Genomic DNA, 15,934 nt, shown 5'->3' with positions numbered 1-15,934 from the left:
AGGGGCATGAAATTCATGCCCCTTTTTTTACCCAATTAAATCCGGGTATTATTTTAGCTGTCCTGCTTTTTCTATGATCTCCGTTACCACTGCAGGATCCAATAAAGTAGAGGTATCGCCGATCTGAGAAGTTTCGCCTTCAGCGATCTTCCTTAAAATGCGGCGCATGATTTTACCCGAGCGTGTTTTAGGCAAACCCGATACAAACAAGATCTTATCCGGTTTTGCAATAGCGCCGATAACCCGGGTTACCGTTTGCAGGATATCTTTACGGGTAAGGTCTTCATCATTATGGACATTAGGGTTAATTACGAAAGCATAAATACCCTGCCCTTTTACATCATGTGGATAACCTACCACTGCACTTTCTACCACACCGGCATGCATGTTGATGGCATTCTCTACCTCTGCTGTACCAATGCGGTGGCCAGATACGTTGATCACATCATCTACCCTGCCGGTAATGCGATAATAACCATCCTCGTCCCTTAAACAACCATCACCTGTAAAATAAAGGTCTTTGTAGGTCGAGAAATAAGTTAGCTTGCAACGCTCATGATCGCCATAAGTAGTGCGCAGCATGCCAGGCCATGGGAACTTGATACACAGGTTTCCATTTACGCCATTGCCTTCAATTTCCTTACCCTGCTCATCTACCAGCATCGGCTGGATACCCGGCAAAGGTAGCGTAGCAAAACTTGGTTTGGTTGGCGTAACATAAGCGATCGGCGAGATCATAATGCCGCCTGTTTCCGTTTGCCACCAGGTATCTACAATCGGACATTTGCTTTTGCCTATGTTCTCGTCAAACCAGTGCCATGCCTCTTCATTTATAGGCTCACCTACCGACCCCAATACCCTTAAAGAGCTCAGGTCTATTCCTTTAAGCGGTTCTTCACCAAAGCTCATTAAGGAACGAATGGCCGTTGGTGCAGTATATAAAATGTTTACTTTATGTTTTTCTACCACCTGCCACATGCGCGATGCATCAGGGAAAGTAGGGATACCTTCGAACATCAAAGTGGTAGCGCCCTGCGAGAGCGGCCCGTATACAATGTAAGAGTGGCCGGTAATCCAGCCGATATCTGCCGTACAGAAGAACACTTCGTCCGGCTGATAGTTAAATACGTTAGAGAAGGTATATCCAGCATATACCATATAACCGCCAATGGTATGTACCACCCCCTTAGGTTTGCCGGTTGAACCCGAAGTATATAAAATGAACAGCAGGTCTTCCGCATCCATTTCTTCAGCCGGACAATTGGTATCTACCAGTTTAATTTCATCTTCCCACCATACGTCACGTCCTTTCAGCATGGATACGGCCATACGGGTATGGGTTAAAACGATTACCCTTTCCACTGTCGGGCAGCCAATCAGGGCATCGTCAATTACTTCTTTCAGCTGAATCTGCTTGTTTCCTCTAAATGCACCATCGGCTGTGATAACCACTTTACATTCTGCATCATTGATGCGGTCGGCAATAGATTTGGCAGAGAAACCACCAAATACTACTGAATGTACTGCCCCAATACGGGCACAGGCCAGTACAGCAACAGCCAGTTCAGGCACCATTGGCATGTAAATACATACCCGGTCGCCTTTTTTCACGCCATTCTTTTTCAGCACGTTGCCAAAACGGCAAACCTGCTCATGTAATATTTTATAACTTAAGGTAATACTTTCTTTTTGAGGATCATTTGGTTCCCAGATAATGGCTGGTTTATCTCCATTTTCTGCGAGGTGACGGTCTAAACAGTTTTCAGTGATGTTTAATTTAGCCCCTTCAAACCATTTAATATTAGGTTCAGAAAAATTCCAGGACAACACTTTATTCCATTTTTTTCTCCACTGAAAATTATTGGCAATACCCTCCCAAAACTGCTCAGGGTAATCTACACTATACTGATAGGTTTTTTGATACTCTTCAAATGATTTAATTTGCATGGTTTAATTTATTTCGATACTAAAGTTCAAATATAGCTTTATTAAAAAGCTATCAAAACTTTTATAGTATGTTTTATAAGATAAAAATGCAAAAAGCGTAAAGAAGCTTATTAGAAGCGGTTACGTAAACACATAATCATAAAGGCAGATATTTTTCTAAAAAAAGGAGTATAAGACCACTGGTCAATACACACCAGCCGGAGTAATACCGTAGCAATTCTGTATAAAAATTTTGATGTTAACTGTAAAGTTTACTAGGTTTACATAATGATGCATTTTTAAATGCTGATGTATGCTCTTATTTCTGCCTAACCTCTCAACACCTATGAACAACATTGACCGTCTATTAGACTATTTACACAAAATGTTTCCCCTTTCGGCTGGCTTTTGGAACGACCTGCAGCCTATGATGACCGAAAAAGTTAAAAAAGACAAGCACTTATTTTTAAAACCCGGCCAGCTGGCCAATAAGGCCTGGCAATTGATCAGCGGATTTATTGTTGTGATCAGGGAAGGTAACGAAGGTGAGGAAATTGTAGAAAGGATCTATCAGCCACTGCAAATTGTAACCGATCTGGACAGTTTTTTTGAGCAGATACCTATCCGGTTTAAATTTGTTGCTGTAGGCGATGTAACCGTTCTTGAGATCAACAGGGCCGATGTGATGCAGCTGCAACAATATCCTGAAACCAATAAACTGGTACAGCATATCATTTTTCTGGACAAGCAGGCCGCCGATCACCTGGTACAGATGTTAAGGCTGCCGGTAAAGGAAAGGGTAAAGTTGTTTCTTGAAAAATACAAGATTAGTGGCTTGCCTGCCAGGTACTGCGCCTCTATGCTTAACCTGTCGGAAACGGAATACCTGGAAAATAAAGCTGCGCTTCAGCCGCTGACAGAACCCCAGGATACCACATCCGACGCGGCACATGCAAATGATACGGCCTATAAGATCAAAGCCTATCTCATGGAAAACTATACCCAATCCAATCTGGGCGACACCTACGAAATTGCGAAACAATTTAACACCAGCACCCGCACGCTGAACCGACTCTTTGTAAAAACCTTTGGTCTGACTGTAAGCAAATTTATTGTAAAGCTGCGTATGGCAAAGGCAATGGAATTGCTAAAACAACCCGGGCTTACTGTGGGGCAAATTGCACTTACTGCAGGCTATAAAAATATCTTTCATTTTAGTAAAGTCTTTAAAATGTATTATGGTTATCCACCTAAAATGGGTACGAAACGGTAAATATTGATCCCACAGTAAGGCCACAGTCAGCCCACAGTGAGCCCACGTTTTTCCAGGGAAAAGGTGGACTAAGGATGGGTTAACCATAAATTAATAATGGGAATACCAAACCCTGCCATTTCCATGTATTCTTAATCTATAAGATGTTAAACCCCTTCGAATAAAATACCGGCTGAGCTACGCAACAAATGTATTCAAAAAGCTAATTTAAAAATGAACAAAAAGCTTTTGCCAAACTTATTGGTTGATTTGCAAAACTTTATTTAATTTAGTGGCAGGCAACTAACTTTAAATTAGTCACTTATAACAAAAACGCATCAAAAACCAGACTCTAATGCTCCAAATCAATCAAAACCTATCTGTTAAAAACGGGGACGAACGCCTGAAACAGGTTTATGACCAATATGGCGGAATGCTGCTGGGTTACATTAACCAGGTTATAGACAATGAGAAAATAGCGGAAGAATTTCTTGTAAACATATTTACAGACATTGCACGCAACTATAATGTATGGAACTGGGACGAATACAATATTTGGAGCCAGTTGTTAAATTTTGCGCGGTCTAAACTCATAGGATTTAGTGAAATGGCTATGGCTATAGGTTTGGATCCTCAAAAAAATAGCGCCAGCAACAAATGCTTTACCAAATTGTCTACCGAACAAAGGCACGTGCTTAAGGAAGTGTACTATAAAGGCAGACTAATCCAAACCCTTGCAAAAAATGAAAATAAACCCGAAGATTTAATCAGAAAAACCTTAAAAGAGGCTTTCGACCAAATAAGAAATACTTGTGGACATTAATGAATACATAAAAAGCGGAGCCCTGGAAGCTTATTTATCGGGCTCGGCCAGTGAAACAGAAACCCATAAACTATTATACCTTAAAGCAGTACACCCCGAAATTGACGATGCCTTGTACAGAATGGAAGTTGATCTGGAAAACCTGGCCAAATATATGGCGATTAAACCTCCGACAAGGGTATGGGACAAAATTGATGACAACCTTAAAGAACTGGCCAAAACAGAAGAGGAGCATCCGGGAATGTTAAAAGTCCATTCAAAAAGAATTGGAATTGAAGAGAAACAAATACCCGCCAAAGATGGTCAGTTTATTGAAGTTGAAGGCTCCTCTACCCACATGCGCATCCATAAAATATGGAGATGGATACTGCTGGGCATTTTTATACTTGGAAAAATATTTTTAGGCTTTGCTATTTATTATTACCTGGAAAACCGGCAGATGATGAAACAAATGGAAAAACAACAGCAGGAGCTAAGTAAAAAGAAACAAGGACAGCCTGAAAAATAAATTGAAAATATTTTGGGCACGGCTTGATGGTTACAAATATTTTATTGATATTTGCAAACTCTTAAAAAATTAAGAAAGTATAATTAAACACTATAAATAAAGGCATGTCAAGAGTTTGTGATTTAACCGGAAAAATGGCAATGGCAGGTTTTAATGTTTCTCACTCAAACGTTAAAACCAAGCGTAAGTTTTATCCCAACCTACAACTTCAGAAATTTTATATTCCTGAAGAAGACCGTTGGATAACACTGAAAGTATCTACTTCAGCAATCAAAACCATTAATAAAATTGGTATTACTGAGGCGATCAACCGTTTCGTGAAAAAAGGATATTTGTAAATAACATTGGTTGATGTGAATCAACCTTAAGATAAATAAAATGGCAAAAAAAGGTAACAGAGTACAAGTTATTCTAGAGTGTACAGAGCATAAAACTAGCGGCATGCCTGGTATGTCTAGATATATCTCTACTAAAAACCGTAAAAACACTACAGAGCGTTTGGAATTGAAAAAATTTAACCCTGTATTGAGAAAAGTAACGGTACACAAAGAAATTAAGTAATACATTTAGTATTTAAAAAATACAATCCATTAAATCATGGCAAAAAAGGTAGTTGCAACCCTTAAAACGGGCAAAGGAAAAGAATATTCGAAAGTTATTACAATGACTAAATCACCTAAAGGTGCTTATTCTTTCAAAGAAGTTATTGTTCACAACGATCACGTTCAGGATGCTATCGCTGCATCTAGAAAATAATTTTAATATTTAATCATATTAAAGCCGTCCCTTTTTATCGGGAGGGCTTTTTTTGTTTTGTTATACATTCGTATGGGTTTATTCGATTTTTTCAAGAAAAAAGAAACTGCGCCTGAAGCGCAAGAGGCTCTGGATAAGGGATTAGAAAAAACAAAAGAAGGTTTTTTTAGCAAGATCACAAAGGCAGTTGCCGGTAAATCGAGCATTGATGATGATGTGCTCGACAACCTGGAAGAAGTACTGGTGACCTCGGATGTGGGTGTAAGTACAACATTAAAAATCATTGAACGTATTGAGCAGCGCGTAGCGAAAGACAAGTACTTATCTACCACTGAACTGAATCACCTGCTGCGCGATGAGATCCAGCTGCTGCTGGCAGAGAACAACAGCAATGATTTCCGCCAGTTTGAATACGGACAGCACAAGCCTTATGTAATTATGGTAGTTGGTGTAAACGGTGTAGGCAAAACCACCACCATAGGCAAACTGGCACATAAACTGAAAGCGGAAAACCTTAAAGTTGTCTTAGGCGCCGCCGATACTTTCAGGGCTGCTGCTGTAGAACAGATTAAACTTTGGGGCGAACGGGTTGGTGTACGTGTAGTGGCACAGGCCATGGGGTCTGACCCCGCTTCGGTAGCCTATGATACCCTGCAATCGGCAGTAGCCAATGGCGAGGATGTGGTGATCATTGATACCGCCGGCCGTTTACACAATAAAGTGGGCCTGATGAACGAACTGGGGAAAATTAAAAATGTAATGCAAAAGGTGATCCCTTCTGCCCCACACGAAATACTGCTGGTACTGGATGGGTCGACCGGACAAAATGCCTTTGAGCAATGCAAACAGTTTACTGAAGCTACTGATGTAAATGCGCTGGCCATTACCAAACTGGATGGTACCGCAAAAGGCGGTGTAGTGATTGGGATTTCTGATCAGTTTAAAATTCCGGTAAAATACATAGGCGTAGGCGAAGGCATGAACGATCTGCAATTGTTTGATAAAAAAGCATTTGTTGACAGCCTGTTTAACTAATAAAAAGAATACCCAATATATAACATGAATACAAAAACACCGTCAAAGATAGTACCTGTTAAAAAACCTAAAATCAATGTAATTACATTGGGTTGTTCAAAAAACACCTACGATTCGGAAGTTTTAATGGGTCAGCTGCGCGGCAATAGCATGGATGTGGTGCATGAGGCCAATAAAATGGGTAAAGACGATATCGTAGTGATCAATACCTGCGGTTTTATTGACAATGCAAAACAGGAATCTATTGATACCATATTGCAATACAGTCAGCTTAAAGAAGAAGGAAAAGTGGGAAAGGTTATTGTAACCGGATGTTTATCGGAGCGTTATAAACCAGAACTGGAAGCTGAAATTACCAATGTTGATGCTTTTTTTGGCACCAACGATTTAAATAACCTGCTACACGCTTTAGGTGCAAACTATAAGCATGAGCTGATTGGCGAACGTTTACTGACTACGCCTTCCCATTTTGCCTATTTTAAAATAGCAGAAGGCTGTAACCGCCCCTGCTCTTTTTGCGCCATCCCGCTTATGCGGGGCAAGCACGTTTCGCGCGACATGCAGGAACTGGTAAATGAAGCTAAAATATTGGCTGCAGGGGGTACCAAAGAACTGATATTAATCGCACAGGACCTCACTTATTATGGCCTGGATATTTACGGTAAACGTAACCTGGATGAACTACTGCGCAGATTGTCTGATGTGAACGGTATTGAGTGGATCAGGTTGCAATACGCGTACCCTTCCGGTTTCCCAATGGAAATCCTGGATGCCATGAACGAACGCGAGAACATCTGCAAATACCTGGACATGCCTTTACAGCACATTACAGACAACATGTTGAAATCTATGCGCCGTGGCATTACCAAACAAAAAACCATAGACATTGTAAACCAGATCAGGGATAAGGTACCGGGCATTGCCATGCGTACCACCTTAATTTGCGGTTACCCGGGCGAAACGGAACAGGATTTTGAGGAAATGATGGATTGGGTGGAAGAAACCCGTTTTGACAGACTTGGCTGTTTCACTTATTCGCATGAAGAAAAAACCCATGCCCACAGTTTGGTGGATGATGTGCCTGATGAAATAAAACAGGAACGTGTAGACGCCATCATGGAACTGCAGCAGGGAATTTCGTACGACATCAACCAGGAAAAGGTTGGCAAAACCTATAAGGTGCTGGTTGACAGAAAAGAAGGCGACTTCTTTATCGGCCGTACTGAATTTGACTCGCCGGAGGTAGACAACGAAGTTTTAATTGATGCCAGCACGGGCTATGCCGCCAATGGCAGTTTTGTAAAGGTGAAGATTGACCGGGCGGAAGATTTTGATCTATATGGACAGATTGTAAAATAAAAGCCGCAAATTAAGAATTATGGTTTATTAACTTAAATTCGTGGCAATGCAGGCTAAATACATCTCTTATCAGGAAACAAACGCTTTCTCTGCCGTTGTACTCGATTACATCAGTGGAAATGATCAGTTAAAGGCATTTTACAGGTATAGCCCCAGCTTTGAGGGCTTTGCCCAGGCCATTGCCAATCGCAACTTTAAGGCCGACAGAGATCTGCTGGTGGAAACTTTACAAAGACAATATGCCAGTATAAAAACACCGGCAGCGGTGATCAAAAACATCGGACTGCTTAATGACAAAAAGACCTTTACCATTACAACCGGCCATCAGCTCAATATATTTACCGGCCCGTTGTATTTTATCTATAAAATTGTAACGGCCATAAATCTGGCGGCCGACTTAAAAGCAGAGTTTCCGGAATATAATTTTGTACCGGTTTACTGGATGGCTACTGAAGACCATGATTTTGAAGAGATCAACCATGTAAAAGTTGAGGACAAGATGCTGACCTGGAACAAACAGGCTGCTGGGGCAACGGGACGATTGGGTACTGCCGATATTGAGGACACCCTCATCGCTTACAAAGGTTATCTGGGCATTAGCGAAAACGGACTGTGCCTTTCTGACCGGGTAGACCATGCCTATACTGGTCATGAAAAACTGAGTGATGCCACCCGAGACCTGGTGAATGCCTTGTTTGGGAAATATGGCCTGGTTTGCATAGATGCTGATGACCACCGGCTTAAACAGGAGTTTGCAGAGATCATATATAAAGACATTACGGAGCAGCAGAGTTTTAAACTGATCAGTGAAAGTAATGCCGCACTGGAAGCCCTGGGCCATAAGCCGCAGGTAAACCCCAGAGAAATTAATTTCTTTTACATGACCGATAAACTGAGGGAACGGATTGTGGAAGAAGATGGACGGTATATCGTGATGAACACGGATATCAGTTTTGATCAGCATACACTTAAAACTGAAATTACAAATTTCCCTGAGCGTTTTAGTCCCAATGTAGTGATGCGCCCTGTGTACCAGGAAGTGATTTTACCCAATCTCGCTTATGTAGGTGGCGGAGCAGAACTTACTTACTGGTTACAGCTGAAAAATAACTTTGACCATTACCAGATAGATTTTCCTGTGCTTTTATTGCGCAACTCGGCCCTGGTGATCGATAAACGCAGCGAAACAAGGATGGAAATACTAGGTATCAGCCATAAAAACCTGTTCAGTAAAACTGAAACGCTTAAAAACGAATGGGTGAAGGCACATGTGAATTTGCAGCTTTCACTGGACGATGAGGAACGCGCTATACGGGCGGTGTTTGACCAGATCAAACTGAATGCCTATAAAATTGACAAGAGCCTTTCGCAATCTGCCGATGCGGCCAAAACCAAAGCACTCAAATTAATAGCCAGCCTGGAAAAGAAAATGCTGAGGGCAGAAAAGCGCAAGCATAAAACTTCACTGGCACAGATAGAAAATCTGAAAGAAAAACTTTTTCCGACCGGGGTATTGCAGGAAAGGGTATTGAATATTGCTCCCATGTTTGTGCTGTATGGCGATGATTTCATCGAATCGCTGATCAGCAGCTTCAAACCTCTTGACCATCAGTTCACTGTATTATTTGCCTGAATAACATGACATTTTACACCTTTACCGAGCAACATTTACGTCAGTTTACCGAAAATGTATTTATACAGATGGGTTGTCCGGATACCGACGCAAAACTGGCAGCCGATGTTTTACTGCGTTCTGATTTAAGGGGCATTGATTCGCATGGCGTAGCACGCTTAAGTGGTTATGTAAGGTTATGGGAAAAGAAACGCATCAATGCCCGGCCGGTTGTAAAAGTAGTGCACGAAACAGCCACTACGGCAACAGTTGATGGCGATAGTGGCCTGGGCCTGGTTGTAGCGCCTTTTGCCATGAAAATTGCGATAGAAAAAGCGCGGACTTATGGCAGCGGATGGGTTTCGGTAAAAAACTCCAATCATTTTGGTATAGCAGGCTACCATGCTTTAATGGCAGTAGAACAGGACATGATCGGTATCAGCATGACCAATGCCAGTCCGCTTGTAGCCCCTACCTATACTACAGAACGCCTGCTGGGCACCAACCCCATGTGCTATGCTTTTCCTGCCGGCAAATATCCACCGGTTGTGGTAGATATGGCTACTGCTGCAGCTGCAAACGGAAAACTGGAAATTGCACAAAGGGCAAATACAGTAATACCGGAAGGCTGGGTACAGGATGCAGCAGGAAAAACATCAGTAAACCCACACGAACTTAAGGCAGGTGGCTCACTCCTGCCCCTGGGCAGCGATAAAGATCATGGCAGTCATAAGGGCTATGGCCTGGGTGCAACGGTTGACATTTTATCTGCAGTGCTTTCAGGTGCCAATTATGGCCCCTGGGTGCCCCCTTTTGTAGCTTTTCTTGATCCGCCCAATGATCCTGTTGGCGAAGGCATCGGCCATTTTTTTGGCGCCATGCGTGTAGATGGTTTCAGACCGGCGCAGGATTTTAAAGAGCACCTGGACAATTGGGTTGCACGCTTTAAAAGTGCAGCGCCTATAGACCAGGAGAAACCCGTTATCATTCCCGGTGAACCGGAATATGCTGCGGAAAAGGAGCGCAAAAAAAACGGCATCCCTTTAATAGATGCCGTTGTAGATGATTTAAATGCACTTGCCCTTAAACTGGGCATTGCTGGTTTATCCTGATCTTAATGGATGCCCCTGAGTAACCTGCTCCACCTGATCTTGTGGAAGAATTTGGCGTTGCTATCAAAGCTCATCCAGATAAATAACGCTTTTCCCACAATATGGTCTTCCGGAACAAAGCCCCAATAACGTGAATCCAGGGAGTTGTGCCTGTTATCACCCATCATCCAGTAGTAATCCATTTTAAATGTATAAGTATCGGCAGGCTTTCCGTTGATCAGCCAGCCATTGCCCGATTTTTCCAGTTTATTGCCTTCATAAATGCGGATACTGCGCTCATAAAGTGGCATATTTACACTGTCTAGCTTCACCGTCCACCCTTTTTTAGGGATAACAATTGGCCCAAAGTTATCTACATTCCAGTTTCTGTTTTTATCAAAAGGAAAAATATCTGCTTCACGCTGTCCTTCCGGTTTTGACAGCTCTTTAACAGATTTAACAAAATCAAGTTTCCGCACCTGGTCCATCATCAGTTCAGAACCATTGAAATAACAGGTGGTCGGATCTACGCTGTTGATGTCATTGCTGATGTTAAAACCAATATCTTCGAAAACTGCGGGGTTCACATCAGGCGTTTTAAAGGTCACTTCATAAGAAAACTGTCCCGTAGGTTTCAGTTTTTCAGGTTTCCCGTTCACAGAAACCAGGCCTGCCTTCATGCTTACCGTATCACCGGCTATACCGATGCACCGTTTAATGTAGTTCTCTCTTTTATCGACCGGTCTGCTCACCACCGTATAACGGGTATTGATCTCTTTCCAGCCCTCACTTCTTACCATCTGGTAATAATCAATATCCTGTTGTTCCAGGGCAACCGTATCGCCCTGTGGATAGTTAAAAACAACTACATCATTTCTTTTGATATCAGACAATCCCGGTAACCTGCGGTATTTCCATTGCACCCCGTCCCAGTACGCCTTGGTGCCCGTTAAAGGCATGGTATGATGGGCAAAAGGAAAAGCAACAGGGGTCATAGGTATCCTTGCTCCATAATTTACTTTACTTACAAACAAAAAATCACCGATCAGTAAAGACCTTTCCATGGAACCGGTAGGGATGGTATAAGCTTCTATAAAAAAGACCCTGATGATGGTGGCGGCAACAACGGCAAAAACAATGGCATCCAGCCATTCACGGCTTCTTGTTTTTTTCTTTCTTGGCTTGTCTTCTTTAGTTTTTTGCCAGAATTTCCAACTCATATCTTGTTATTTAAAATTAAATATATCGGCTATGTTATAAAAGCCCTGTTTATTTTGTAACCATTCGGCGGCAACTACTGCACCCAATGCAAAACCTGCACGGTTATGGGCGGTATGCTTCAGTTCTATTTCATCCACTTCCGAACTGTAGAGTACGGTATGTGTACCCGGTACGTTTTCCATCCTGAGCGATTCGATCAGCAATTGCTCTTTTTTCACCACATCGTCAAACTGGGTACCTACCAGTTCATTTACCCACTCGGTCTTTCTGTCCATCTGCTCAATAATCCCTTCAGCAATGGTCATAGCGGTACCGCTTGGTGAGTCCAGCTTCTGGGTATGGTGGATTTCTTCTACCTGTACTTCATAGGCCGGATAGTCGTTCATCAGTTTCGCCATTACTTTATTGATATGGAAAAACAGGTTAACCCCTATGCTAAAGTTTGACCCGTAAAGGAGGGTATTGTTACTGCTCAAACACTCATTTTTTACTTCCTGCAGTTGCCCGTACCAGCCGGTGGTACCAACCACCACTGGCAGGTTGGCATCAAAGCAGGCGTAGATATTGCTCAAAGCTGCATCAGGGGCACTAAAATCGATGGCCACATCGGCCTTCGACAGGTTTTCCCTCGTTAAATCTTCTGTATTGTCAATATTGATCTTCAGGACCACTTCATGGCCCCTTTCCAGGGCAAAGCGCTCAATGATCTGTCCCATTTTACCGTAACCGAGTAAGGCTAATTTCATATATATCTTTTTTAGGTTAAGCAGCTGCCTGCGCAGTTTTCATCCTTCTATTTATTTAAAACGTTAAACTAAGCTTTATTCCGGGAGTAACCGGGTTAAAGCCATATATCGTATTGGTATTGATCAGGTCAGGTGTTACTTTTATCTGGCTTACATCGCCTACATCAAAGTTTGCCAGGCGCGCATCAATATAGGCTTCTACAATATTCAGTAAATATAAGCCTACATAAGAAAAAATAATAACCTGTTTGTTTCGGCGGTAAATATCTTTAGCCTGGGTAAGCCGGTCGGTAGGTGAACTCGCATAAGGGCTTCCCGGTGGCGACTGATTGTTATTTTTTGCTCTATATTCCAGCTCATCTAAAAAGATGCTGTACTTTTTGCTGTTGTCCATATAAGAAATGGTAAGCAGGGTTGCCCCGGTGTAAATACCGGCCACTTTTAAGCCCCTGTAAAAAGTAAAGCCATTGCGGATCTGGCCCAGTCCCGGCAGCATAGCCGACCTGATTGCAGCGCGGCGGCCAGCAATCTTACCCATGTTTACATAAGGCTTTATAGAATCTCCTCTGGAGGTCTGCAGTACTGTGCTATCCTTTTTTTTTGCCTCTGTTTTTTCCCTGGTTGCAGTCTTTTTGCCGGGCGCAATCTGGGCACTTGTGGTAAGACCAGCAAAAAACAACAGCACCGATAACAGCAGCAACTTATACATTACCAGTCAAGCAGCTCTAAGATCCTGTTCAGGTCGTCGTCGGACATAAAGGGGATTTCTATTGCCCCTTTGCCGTTCTCGCCTACCTTCAGCTTCACTTTTGTGGCAAATTTAGAAGCCAGGTCCTTCTGCAGCTTCTGATATTCGGCCGGTACTGATTTGGTTTTAAGCTGGAATTTTGGTTTTACTTCAACGCTGTTGATGCTCCTTACCAGTTCCTCTACTTTTCTAACCGAAAGTCCTTTATCAATAATTTCCTGGTGGATAAAAAGTTGTTTATCGGGCTGTTCTACATTGATCAGTGCACGGGCATGTCCCATAGATATTTTCTGGTCGCGGATAGAGATCTGGATGGCCGGGGGTAATTTCAGCAGGCGCAGGTAATTGGTTACTGTGGTCCGGTTTTTACCTACCCTTTCGCCAAGCTGCTCCTGTTTCAGGTTACATTCGTCCAGCATGCGCTGAAAGCTGAGGGCTACCTCTATCGCATTCAGGTTTTCGCGCTGTATGTTCTCAATCAGCGCCATTTCCAGCATCTGCTGGTCGTTTGCAAGCCGGATGTATGCTGGTATTTGTGTTAAGCCTGCCAGTTTAGAGGCACGCAGCCTGCGCTCACCCGAGATCAGCTGGTAGTGGTTGGCCGACTGCTTTCTAACTGTGATCGGCTGGATCAGTCCCTGCACCTTGATAGACTCCGACAGCTCATTTAAAGCCACCTGATCAAATTCAGTACGCGGCTGGTAAGGATTGGTCTCAATTTCGCTGATATTGATCAGGCCGATCCCGTTGTTACTACTGGTTTCCTGCCTGGTTTCGCTTACCGGGTTAACCCCATTATTTTTAGGTGGATTAGTCGATTCGCTATCATCTAAGAGCGCACTTAATCCTCTGCCTAAACCTGTTTTTCGCTGAAAAGATGTCATTAAAAATAATTATATAATTGCTGTGGTTACATCCTGCACTTCTTTAACCATTCCGTTTTTACGAACAATCTCGCGTGCAAGGTTCAGATAATTGATGGCCCCTTTGCAATTTGCATCGTGCATAATTACAGAAACACCATAACTTGGTGCTTCACTCAGGCGGGTATTACGTTGAATAATGGTTTCAAAAACCAATTCCTGAAAATGTGTCTTCACTTCTTCAACCACCTGGTTGGACAAGCGCAAACGTACATCATACATGGTCAGCAAAATACCCTCAATTTCCAGTTCAGGATTTAAACGGTTTTGTACAATTTTAATTGTGTTCAGGAGTTTACCCAAACCTTCAAGCGCAAAATATTCGCATTGTACAGGGATGATCACAGAATCTGCAGCTGTAAGTGCATTGATGGTGATGAGGCCCAGGGAAGGAGAACAGTCAATAATGATAAAATCATACTGATCTTTGATCTTTTCCAGTACAGCCTTCATTTTATACTCCCTGTTGTTCAGGTTGATCATCTCAATCTCGGCACCAACCAGGTCTATGTGCGCAGGCAACAGATCCAGGTTAGGAGTCTCTGTTTTTTGTATCGCTTCTGTAGGTTCGATATCGTTAATGATACACTCGTAAATGCTGTTCTTGATATTTCTTGGATCAAAACCAATACCGGAGGTAGAATTTGCCTGAGGATCTGCGTCAACCAATAATGTCCTGTATTCCAGTACGGCTAAACTTGCGGCTAAGTTTATAGATGATGTTGTTTTACCTACACCACCTTTTTGATTTGCCAATGCAATAATTTTACTCATTTATCTTTTTAATAATTTACCAATTATTTAATAAGGCTTTAATTTACGTTGAAGTAAATCTATAAAAAATGCTATTTTTGTAATGATTTAGGCATATTTTAACGATTAGCTAAGATACAAACTAAATGGCAAAATTAGTATTAATGCCATAAGTGTTTTACACATCTTATTAACAATTTATACATGGTAACCATCATATCGGGCACAAACAGGCCGGCAAGTAATACCTTAAAAGTTGCAAAATATTACCAGAAAACATTGGCAGAAAAAGGGTTACAAACCAACCTTTTTAATCTGGAAGACCTGCCGGAAAGCCTGATTGCGTCTGACCTTTATGGAAAAAGAAGTCCGGGTTTTGAGCCCATCCAGCAGCTGGTTACCCAAACCAGCAAATTTCTCTTTATTATACCCGAATACAACGGCAGCTTTCCCGGGGTTCTGAAAACGTTTATAGATGCCTGTAACTTTCCCGAGAGTTTTTATGATAAAAAAGCGGCTTTAGTGGGGCTTTCCTCTGGCAGGTATGGCAACATCAGGGGAATAGATCATTTTGGTGGGGTTTGCAGCTACCTGCATTTACATGTATTGCCCTTAAGGATCCACATTTCTGCCATTAAAACCGAATTTGATGAAAATGGCAACCTGTTTAAAGAAGATACTTTAAAATTTACAGGACAGCAGATGGACAAGTTTATTGCGTTTTAAAGCTCAGCCAGTCAATCCCTTCATTGCCAAACACAAAAGATCCCGGATGCAGCATTTCTGCAATGTCTTCCAGTAATGCTACCAGGTCCCTGGCATCGTCAAAATCCAGGTCAAGCCCGTTCATCAGGTAAACCTGGTTATAAGCCACAGCAGGCCATGTATTTTGCAGTAGTGCAGGTACAATACCCATCAGTTCCAGCATGGTGCGCCCCTTTTCCATATAGATGACCACTTTTGCGGTATCGGTAAAATCGTGCAGCAGCCCCCCGGCATCTACAATCACTTCTTCCAGCGCATAATTTAATTTGTTATGTGTATCCAGACAGGCTACAGGTACCTTTTCCATAAACTTTATTTTATGCTGGATTATATCTACCCTTTCCTGAAGATCTTCTCTTAAAGTCTCATCTTTAACTTTATTTATAACCGCATTTAAAAAAGACATATAGATTTAT

The 15,934-nt window shown here is 42.3% G+C and carries 18 protein-coding genes; 11 read left to right on the top strand and 7 right to left on the bottom strand.

The genetic code is table 11. The features are described from left to right. Window positions 1-48: 48 nt before the first annotated feature. Complete coding sequence (acs, locus tag HDC92_RS18280; RefSeq protein WP_015809317.1) at window positions 49-1,947, bottom strand: acetate--CoA ligase; 1,899 nt, start codon at window positions 1,945-1,947, stop codon at window positions 49-51. Window positions 1,948-2,272: 325 nt separating this feature from the next. Here acs and HDC92_RS18275 point away from each other — a divergent pair, with 325 nt between their 5' ends. From HDC92_RS18275 to HDC92_RS18230, 10 genes are all read left to right on the top strand, one after another. Next, a complete protein-coding gene (locus HDC92_RS18275; protein ID WP_162141667.1) occupies window positions 2,273-3,199 on the top strand; it encodes a helix-turn-helix domain-containing protein in 927 nt (308 codons plus the stop codon). Between the two features lie 334 nt (window positions 3,200-3,533). Beyond that, the gene (locus HDC92_RS18270; protein WP_183876576.1) at window positions 3,534-4,001 is read left to right on the top strand and encodes a sigma-70 family RNA polymerase sigma factor; all 468 of its coding nucleotides are present in this window, start codon (window positions 3,534-3,536) and stop codon (window positions 3,999-4,001) included. Further along, window positions 3,991-4,509 carry a hypothetical protein gene (locus tag HDC92_RS18265; protein WP_183876575.1) on the top strand — a complete coding sequence of 173 codons (519 nt, stop codon included), beginning with the start codon at window positions 3,991-3,993 and terminating at the stop codon, window positions 4,507-4,509. The genes HDC92_RS18270 and HDC92_RS18265 overlap by 11 nt, the downstream gene beginning before the upstream one ends. Before the next feature lie 104 nt (window positions 4,510-4,613). Beyond that, window positions 4,614-4,847, top strand: a complete 234-nt coding sequence (gene rpmB, locus HDC92_RS18260; protein WP_015809321.1) for a 50S ribosomal protein L28 — start codon at window positions 4,614-4,616, stop codon at window positions 4,845-4,847. Window positions 4,848-4,887: 40 nt separating this feature from the next. Next, window positions 4,888-5,070 carry a 50S ribosomal protein L33 gene (gene rpmG / locus HDC92_RS18255; RefSeq protein ID WP_015809322.1) on the top strand — a complete coding sequence of 61 codons (183 nt, stop codon included), beginning with the start codon at window positions 4,888-4,890 and terminating at the stop codon, window positions 5,068-5,070. 36 nt (window positions 5,071-5,106) lie between these two features. Then, complete coding sequence (locus HDC92_RS18250; protein WP_015809323.1) at window positions 5,107-5,265, top strand: DUF4295 domain-containing protein; 159 nt, start codon at window positions 5,107-5,109, stop codon at window positions 5,263-5,265. Between the two features lie 72 nt (window positions 5,266-5,337). Continuing rightward, window positions 5,338-6,300, top strand: a complete 963-nt coding sequence (gene ftsY, locus HDC92_RS18245; RefSeq protein ID WP_015809324.1) for a signal recognition particle-docking protein FtsY — start codon at window positions 5,338-5,340, stop codon at window positions 6,298-6,300. A gap of 24 nt (window positions 6,301-6,324) precedes the next feature. Beyond that, window positions 6,325-7,659, top strand: a complete 1,335-nt coding sequence (gene rimO / locus HDC92_RS18240) for a 30S ribosomal protein S12 methylthiotransferase RimO (RefSeq protein WP_183876574.1) — start codon at window positions 6,325-6,327, stop codon at window positions 7,657-7,659. Between the two features lie 46 nt (window positions 7,660-7,705). Beyond that, entirely contained in the window at window positions 7,706-9,292 is a 1,587-nt protein-coding gene (gene bshC / locus HDC92_RS18235; protein ID WP_183876573.1) for a bacillithiol biosynthesis cysteine-adding enzyme BshC, read from the top strand. A 5-nt stretch (window positions 9,293-9,297) separates the two neighbouring features. Beyond that, the gene (locus HDC92_RS18230; RefSeq protein WP_183876572.1) at window positions 9,298-10,383 is read left to right on the top strand and encodes an Ldh family oxidoreductase; all 1,086 of its coding nucleotides are present in this window, start codon (window positions 9,298-9,300) and stop codon (window positions 10,381-10,383) included. 2 nt (window positions 10,384-10,385) lie between these two features. Here the strand turns inward: HDC92_RS18230 and lepB are convergent, their stop codons facing one another. From lepB to HDC92_RS18205, 5 genes are read right to left on the bottom strand one after another with little or no spacing between them, the layout of a single operon-like run. Further along, window positions 10,386-11,582, bottom strand: a complete 1,197-nt coding sequence (lepB, locus tag HDC92_RS18225) for a signal peptidase I (RefSeq protein ID WP_015809328.1) — start codon at window positions 11,580-11,582, stop codon at window positions 10,386-10,388. 6 nt (window positions 11,583-11,588) lie between these two features. Further along, on the bottom strand, window positions 11,589-12,329 hold the full coding sequence (dapB, locus tag HDC92_RS18220) for a 4-hydroxy-tetrahydrodipicolinate reductase (protein ID WP_015809329.1): 741 nt from the start codon (window positions 12,327-12,329) through the stop codon (window positions 11,589-11,591). Between the two features lie 55 nt (window positions 12,330-12,384). Continuing rightward, window positions 12,385-13,038 carry a DUF5683 domain-containing protein gene (locus HDC92_RS18215; protein ID WP_183876571.1) on the bottom strand — a complete coding sequence of 218 codons (654 nt, stop codon included), beginning with the start codon at window positions 13,036-13,038 and terminating at the stop codon, window positions 12,385-12,387. Further along, window positions 13,038-13,961: a ParB/RepB/Spo0J family partition protein gene (locus HDC92_RS18210; protein WP_015809331.1), complete on the bottom strand. Its 924-nt coding sequence runs from the start codon at window positions 13,959-13,961 to the stop codon at window positions 13,038-13,040. Before HDC92_RS18210 ends, HDC92_RS18215 begins: the two co-directional genes overlap by 1 nt. A gap of 9 nt (window positions 13,962-13,970) precedes the next feature. Next, window positions 13,971-14,774, bottom strand: coding sequence for a ParA family protein (locus HDC92_RS18205; RefSeq protein ID WP_015809332.1), 804 nt, complete (start codon window positions 14,772-14,774; stop codon window positions 13,971-13,973). A gap of 183 nt (window positions 14,775-14,957) precedes the next feature. Between HDC92_RS18205 and HDC92_RS18200 the strand changes: the two genes are divergently transcribed. Then, a complete protein-coding gene (locus tag HDC92_RS18200) occupies window positions 14,958-15,479 on the top strand; it encodes an NADPH-dependent FMN reductase (protein WP_183876570.1) in 522 nt (173 codons plus the stop codon). On the opposite strand, the gene HDC92_RS18195 is transcribed toward HDC92_RS18200, so the two are convergent. After that, window positions 15,466-15,924: a hypothetical protein gene (locus HDC92_RS18195; RefSeq protein ID WP_015809334.1), complete on the bottom strand. Its 459-nt coding sequence runs from the start codon at window positions 15,922-15,924 to the stop codon at window positions 15,466-15,468. The genes HDC92_RS18200 and HDC92_RS18195 overlap by 14 nt on opposite strands. Window positions 15,925-15,934: the final 10 nt, after the last annotated feature.

The organism is Pedobacter sp. AK017 (assembly GCF_014200825.1).
GTDB lineage: Bacteria > Bacteroidota > Bacteroidia > Sphingobacteriales > Sphingobacteriaceae > Pedobacter > Pedobacter heparinus.
Note: the sequence above shows the minus strand (reverse complement) of the source record. Positions and strands in the feature narration are given on the sequence as shown.

What these genes read in the sequence shown, in the direction of transcription:
- acs (WP_015809317.1), bottom strand. Translation starts at nt 1,947, where the DNA reads ATGCAAATTAAATCATTTGAAGAGTATCAAAAAACCTATCAGTATAGT.
- HDC92_RS18275 (WP_162141667.1), top strand. Translation starts at nt 2,273, where the DNA reads ATGAACAACATTGACCGTCTATTAGACTATTTACACAAAATGTTTCCC.
- HDC92_RS18270 (WP_183876576.1), top strand. Translation starts at nt 3,534, where the DNA reads ATGCTCCAAATCAATCAAAACCTATCTGTTAAAAACGGGGACGAACGC.
- rpmB (WP_015809321.1), top strand. Translation starts at nt 4,614, where the DNA reads ATGTCAAGAGTTTGTGATTTAACCGGAAAAATGGCAATGGCAGGTTTT.
- rpmG (WP_015809322.1), top strand. Translation starts at nt 4,888, where the DNA reads ATGGCAAAAAAAGGTAACAGAGTACAAGTTATTCTAGAGTGTACAGAG.
- HDC92_RS18250 (WP_015809323.1), top strand. Translation starts at nt 5,107, where the DNA reads ATGGCAAAAAAGGTAGTTGCAACCCTTAAAACGGGCAAAGGAAAAGAA.
- ftsY (WP_015809324.1), top strand. Translation starts at nt 5,338, where the DNA reads ATGGGTTTATTCGATTTTTTCAAGAAAAAAGAAACTGCGCCTGAAGCG.
- rimO (WP_183876574.1), top strand. Translation starts at nt 6,325, where the DNA reads ATGAATACAAAAACACCGTCAAAGATAGTACCTGTTAAAAAACCTAAA.
- bshC (WP_183876573.1), top strand. Translation starts at nt 7,706, where the DNA reads ATGCAGGCTAAATACATCTCTTATCAGGAAACAAACGCTTTCTCTGCC.
- HDC92_RS18230 (WP_183876572.1), top strand. Translation starts at nt 9,298, where the DNA reads ATGACATTTTACACCTTTACCGAGCAACATTTACGTCAGTTTACCGAA.
- lepB (WP_015809328.1), bottom strand. Translation starts at nt 11,582, where the DNA reads ATGAGTTGGAAATTCTGGCAAAAAACTAAAGAAGACAAGCCAAGAAAG.
- dapB (WP_015809329.1), bottom strand. Translation starts at nt 12,329, where the DNA reads ATGAAATTAGCCTTACTCGGTTACGGTAAAATGGGACAGATCATTGAG.
- HDC92_RS18215 (WP_183876571.1), bottom strand. Translation starts at nt 13,038, where the DNA reads ATGTATAAGTTGCTGCTGTTATCGGTGCTGTTGTTTTTTGCTGGTCTT.
- HDC92_RS18210 (WP_015809331.1), bottom strand. Translation starts at nt 13,961, where the DNA reads ATGACATCTTTTCAGCGAAAAACAGGTTTAGGCAGAGGATTAAGTGCG.
- HDC92_RS18205 (WP_015809332.1), bottom strand. Translation starts at nt 14,774, where the DNA reads ATGAGTAAAATTATTGCATTGGCAAATCAAAAAGGTGGTGTAGGTAAA.
- HDC92_RS18200 (WP_183876570.1), top strand. Translation starts at nt 14,958, where the DNA reads ATGGTAACCATCATATCGGGCACAAACAGGCCGGCAAGTAATACCTTA.
- HDC92_RS18195 (WP_015809334.1), bottom strand. Translation starts at nt 15,924, where the DNA reads ATGTCTTTTTTAAATGCGGTTATAAATAAAGTTAAAGATGAGACTTTA.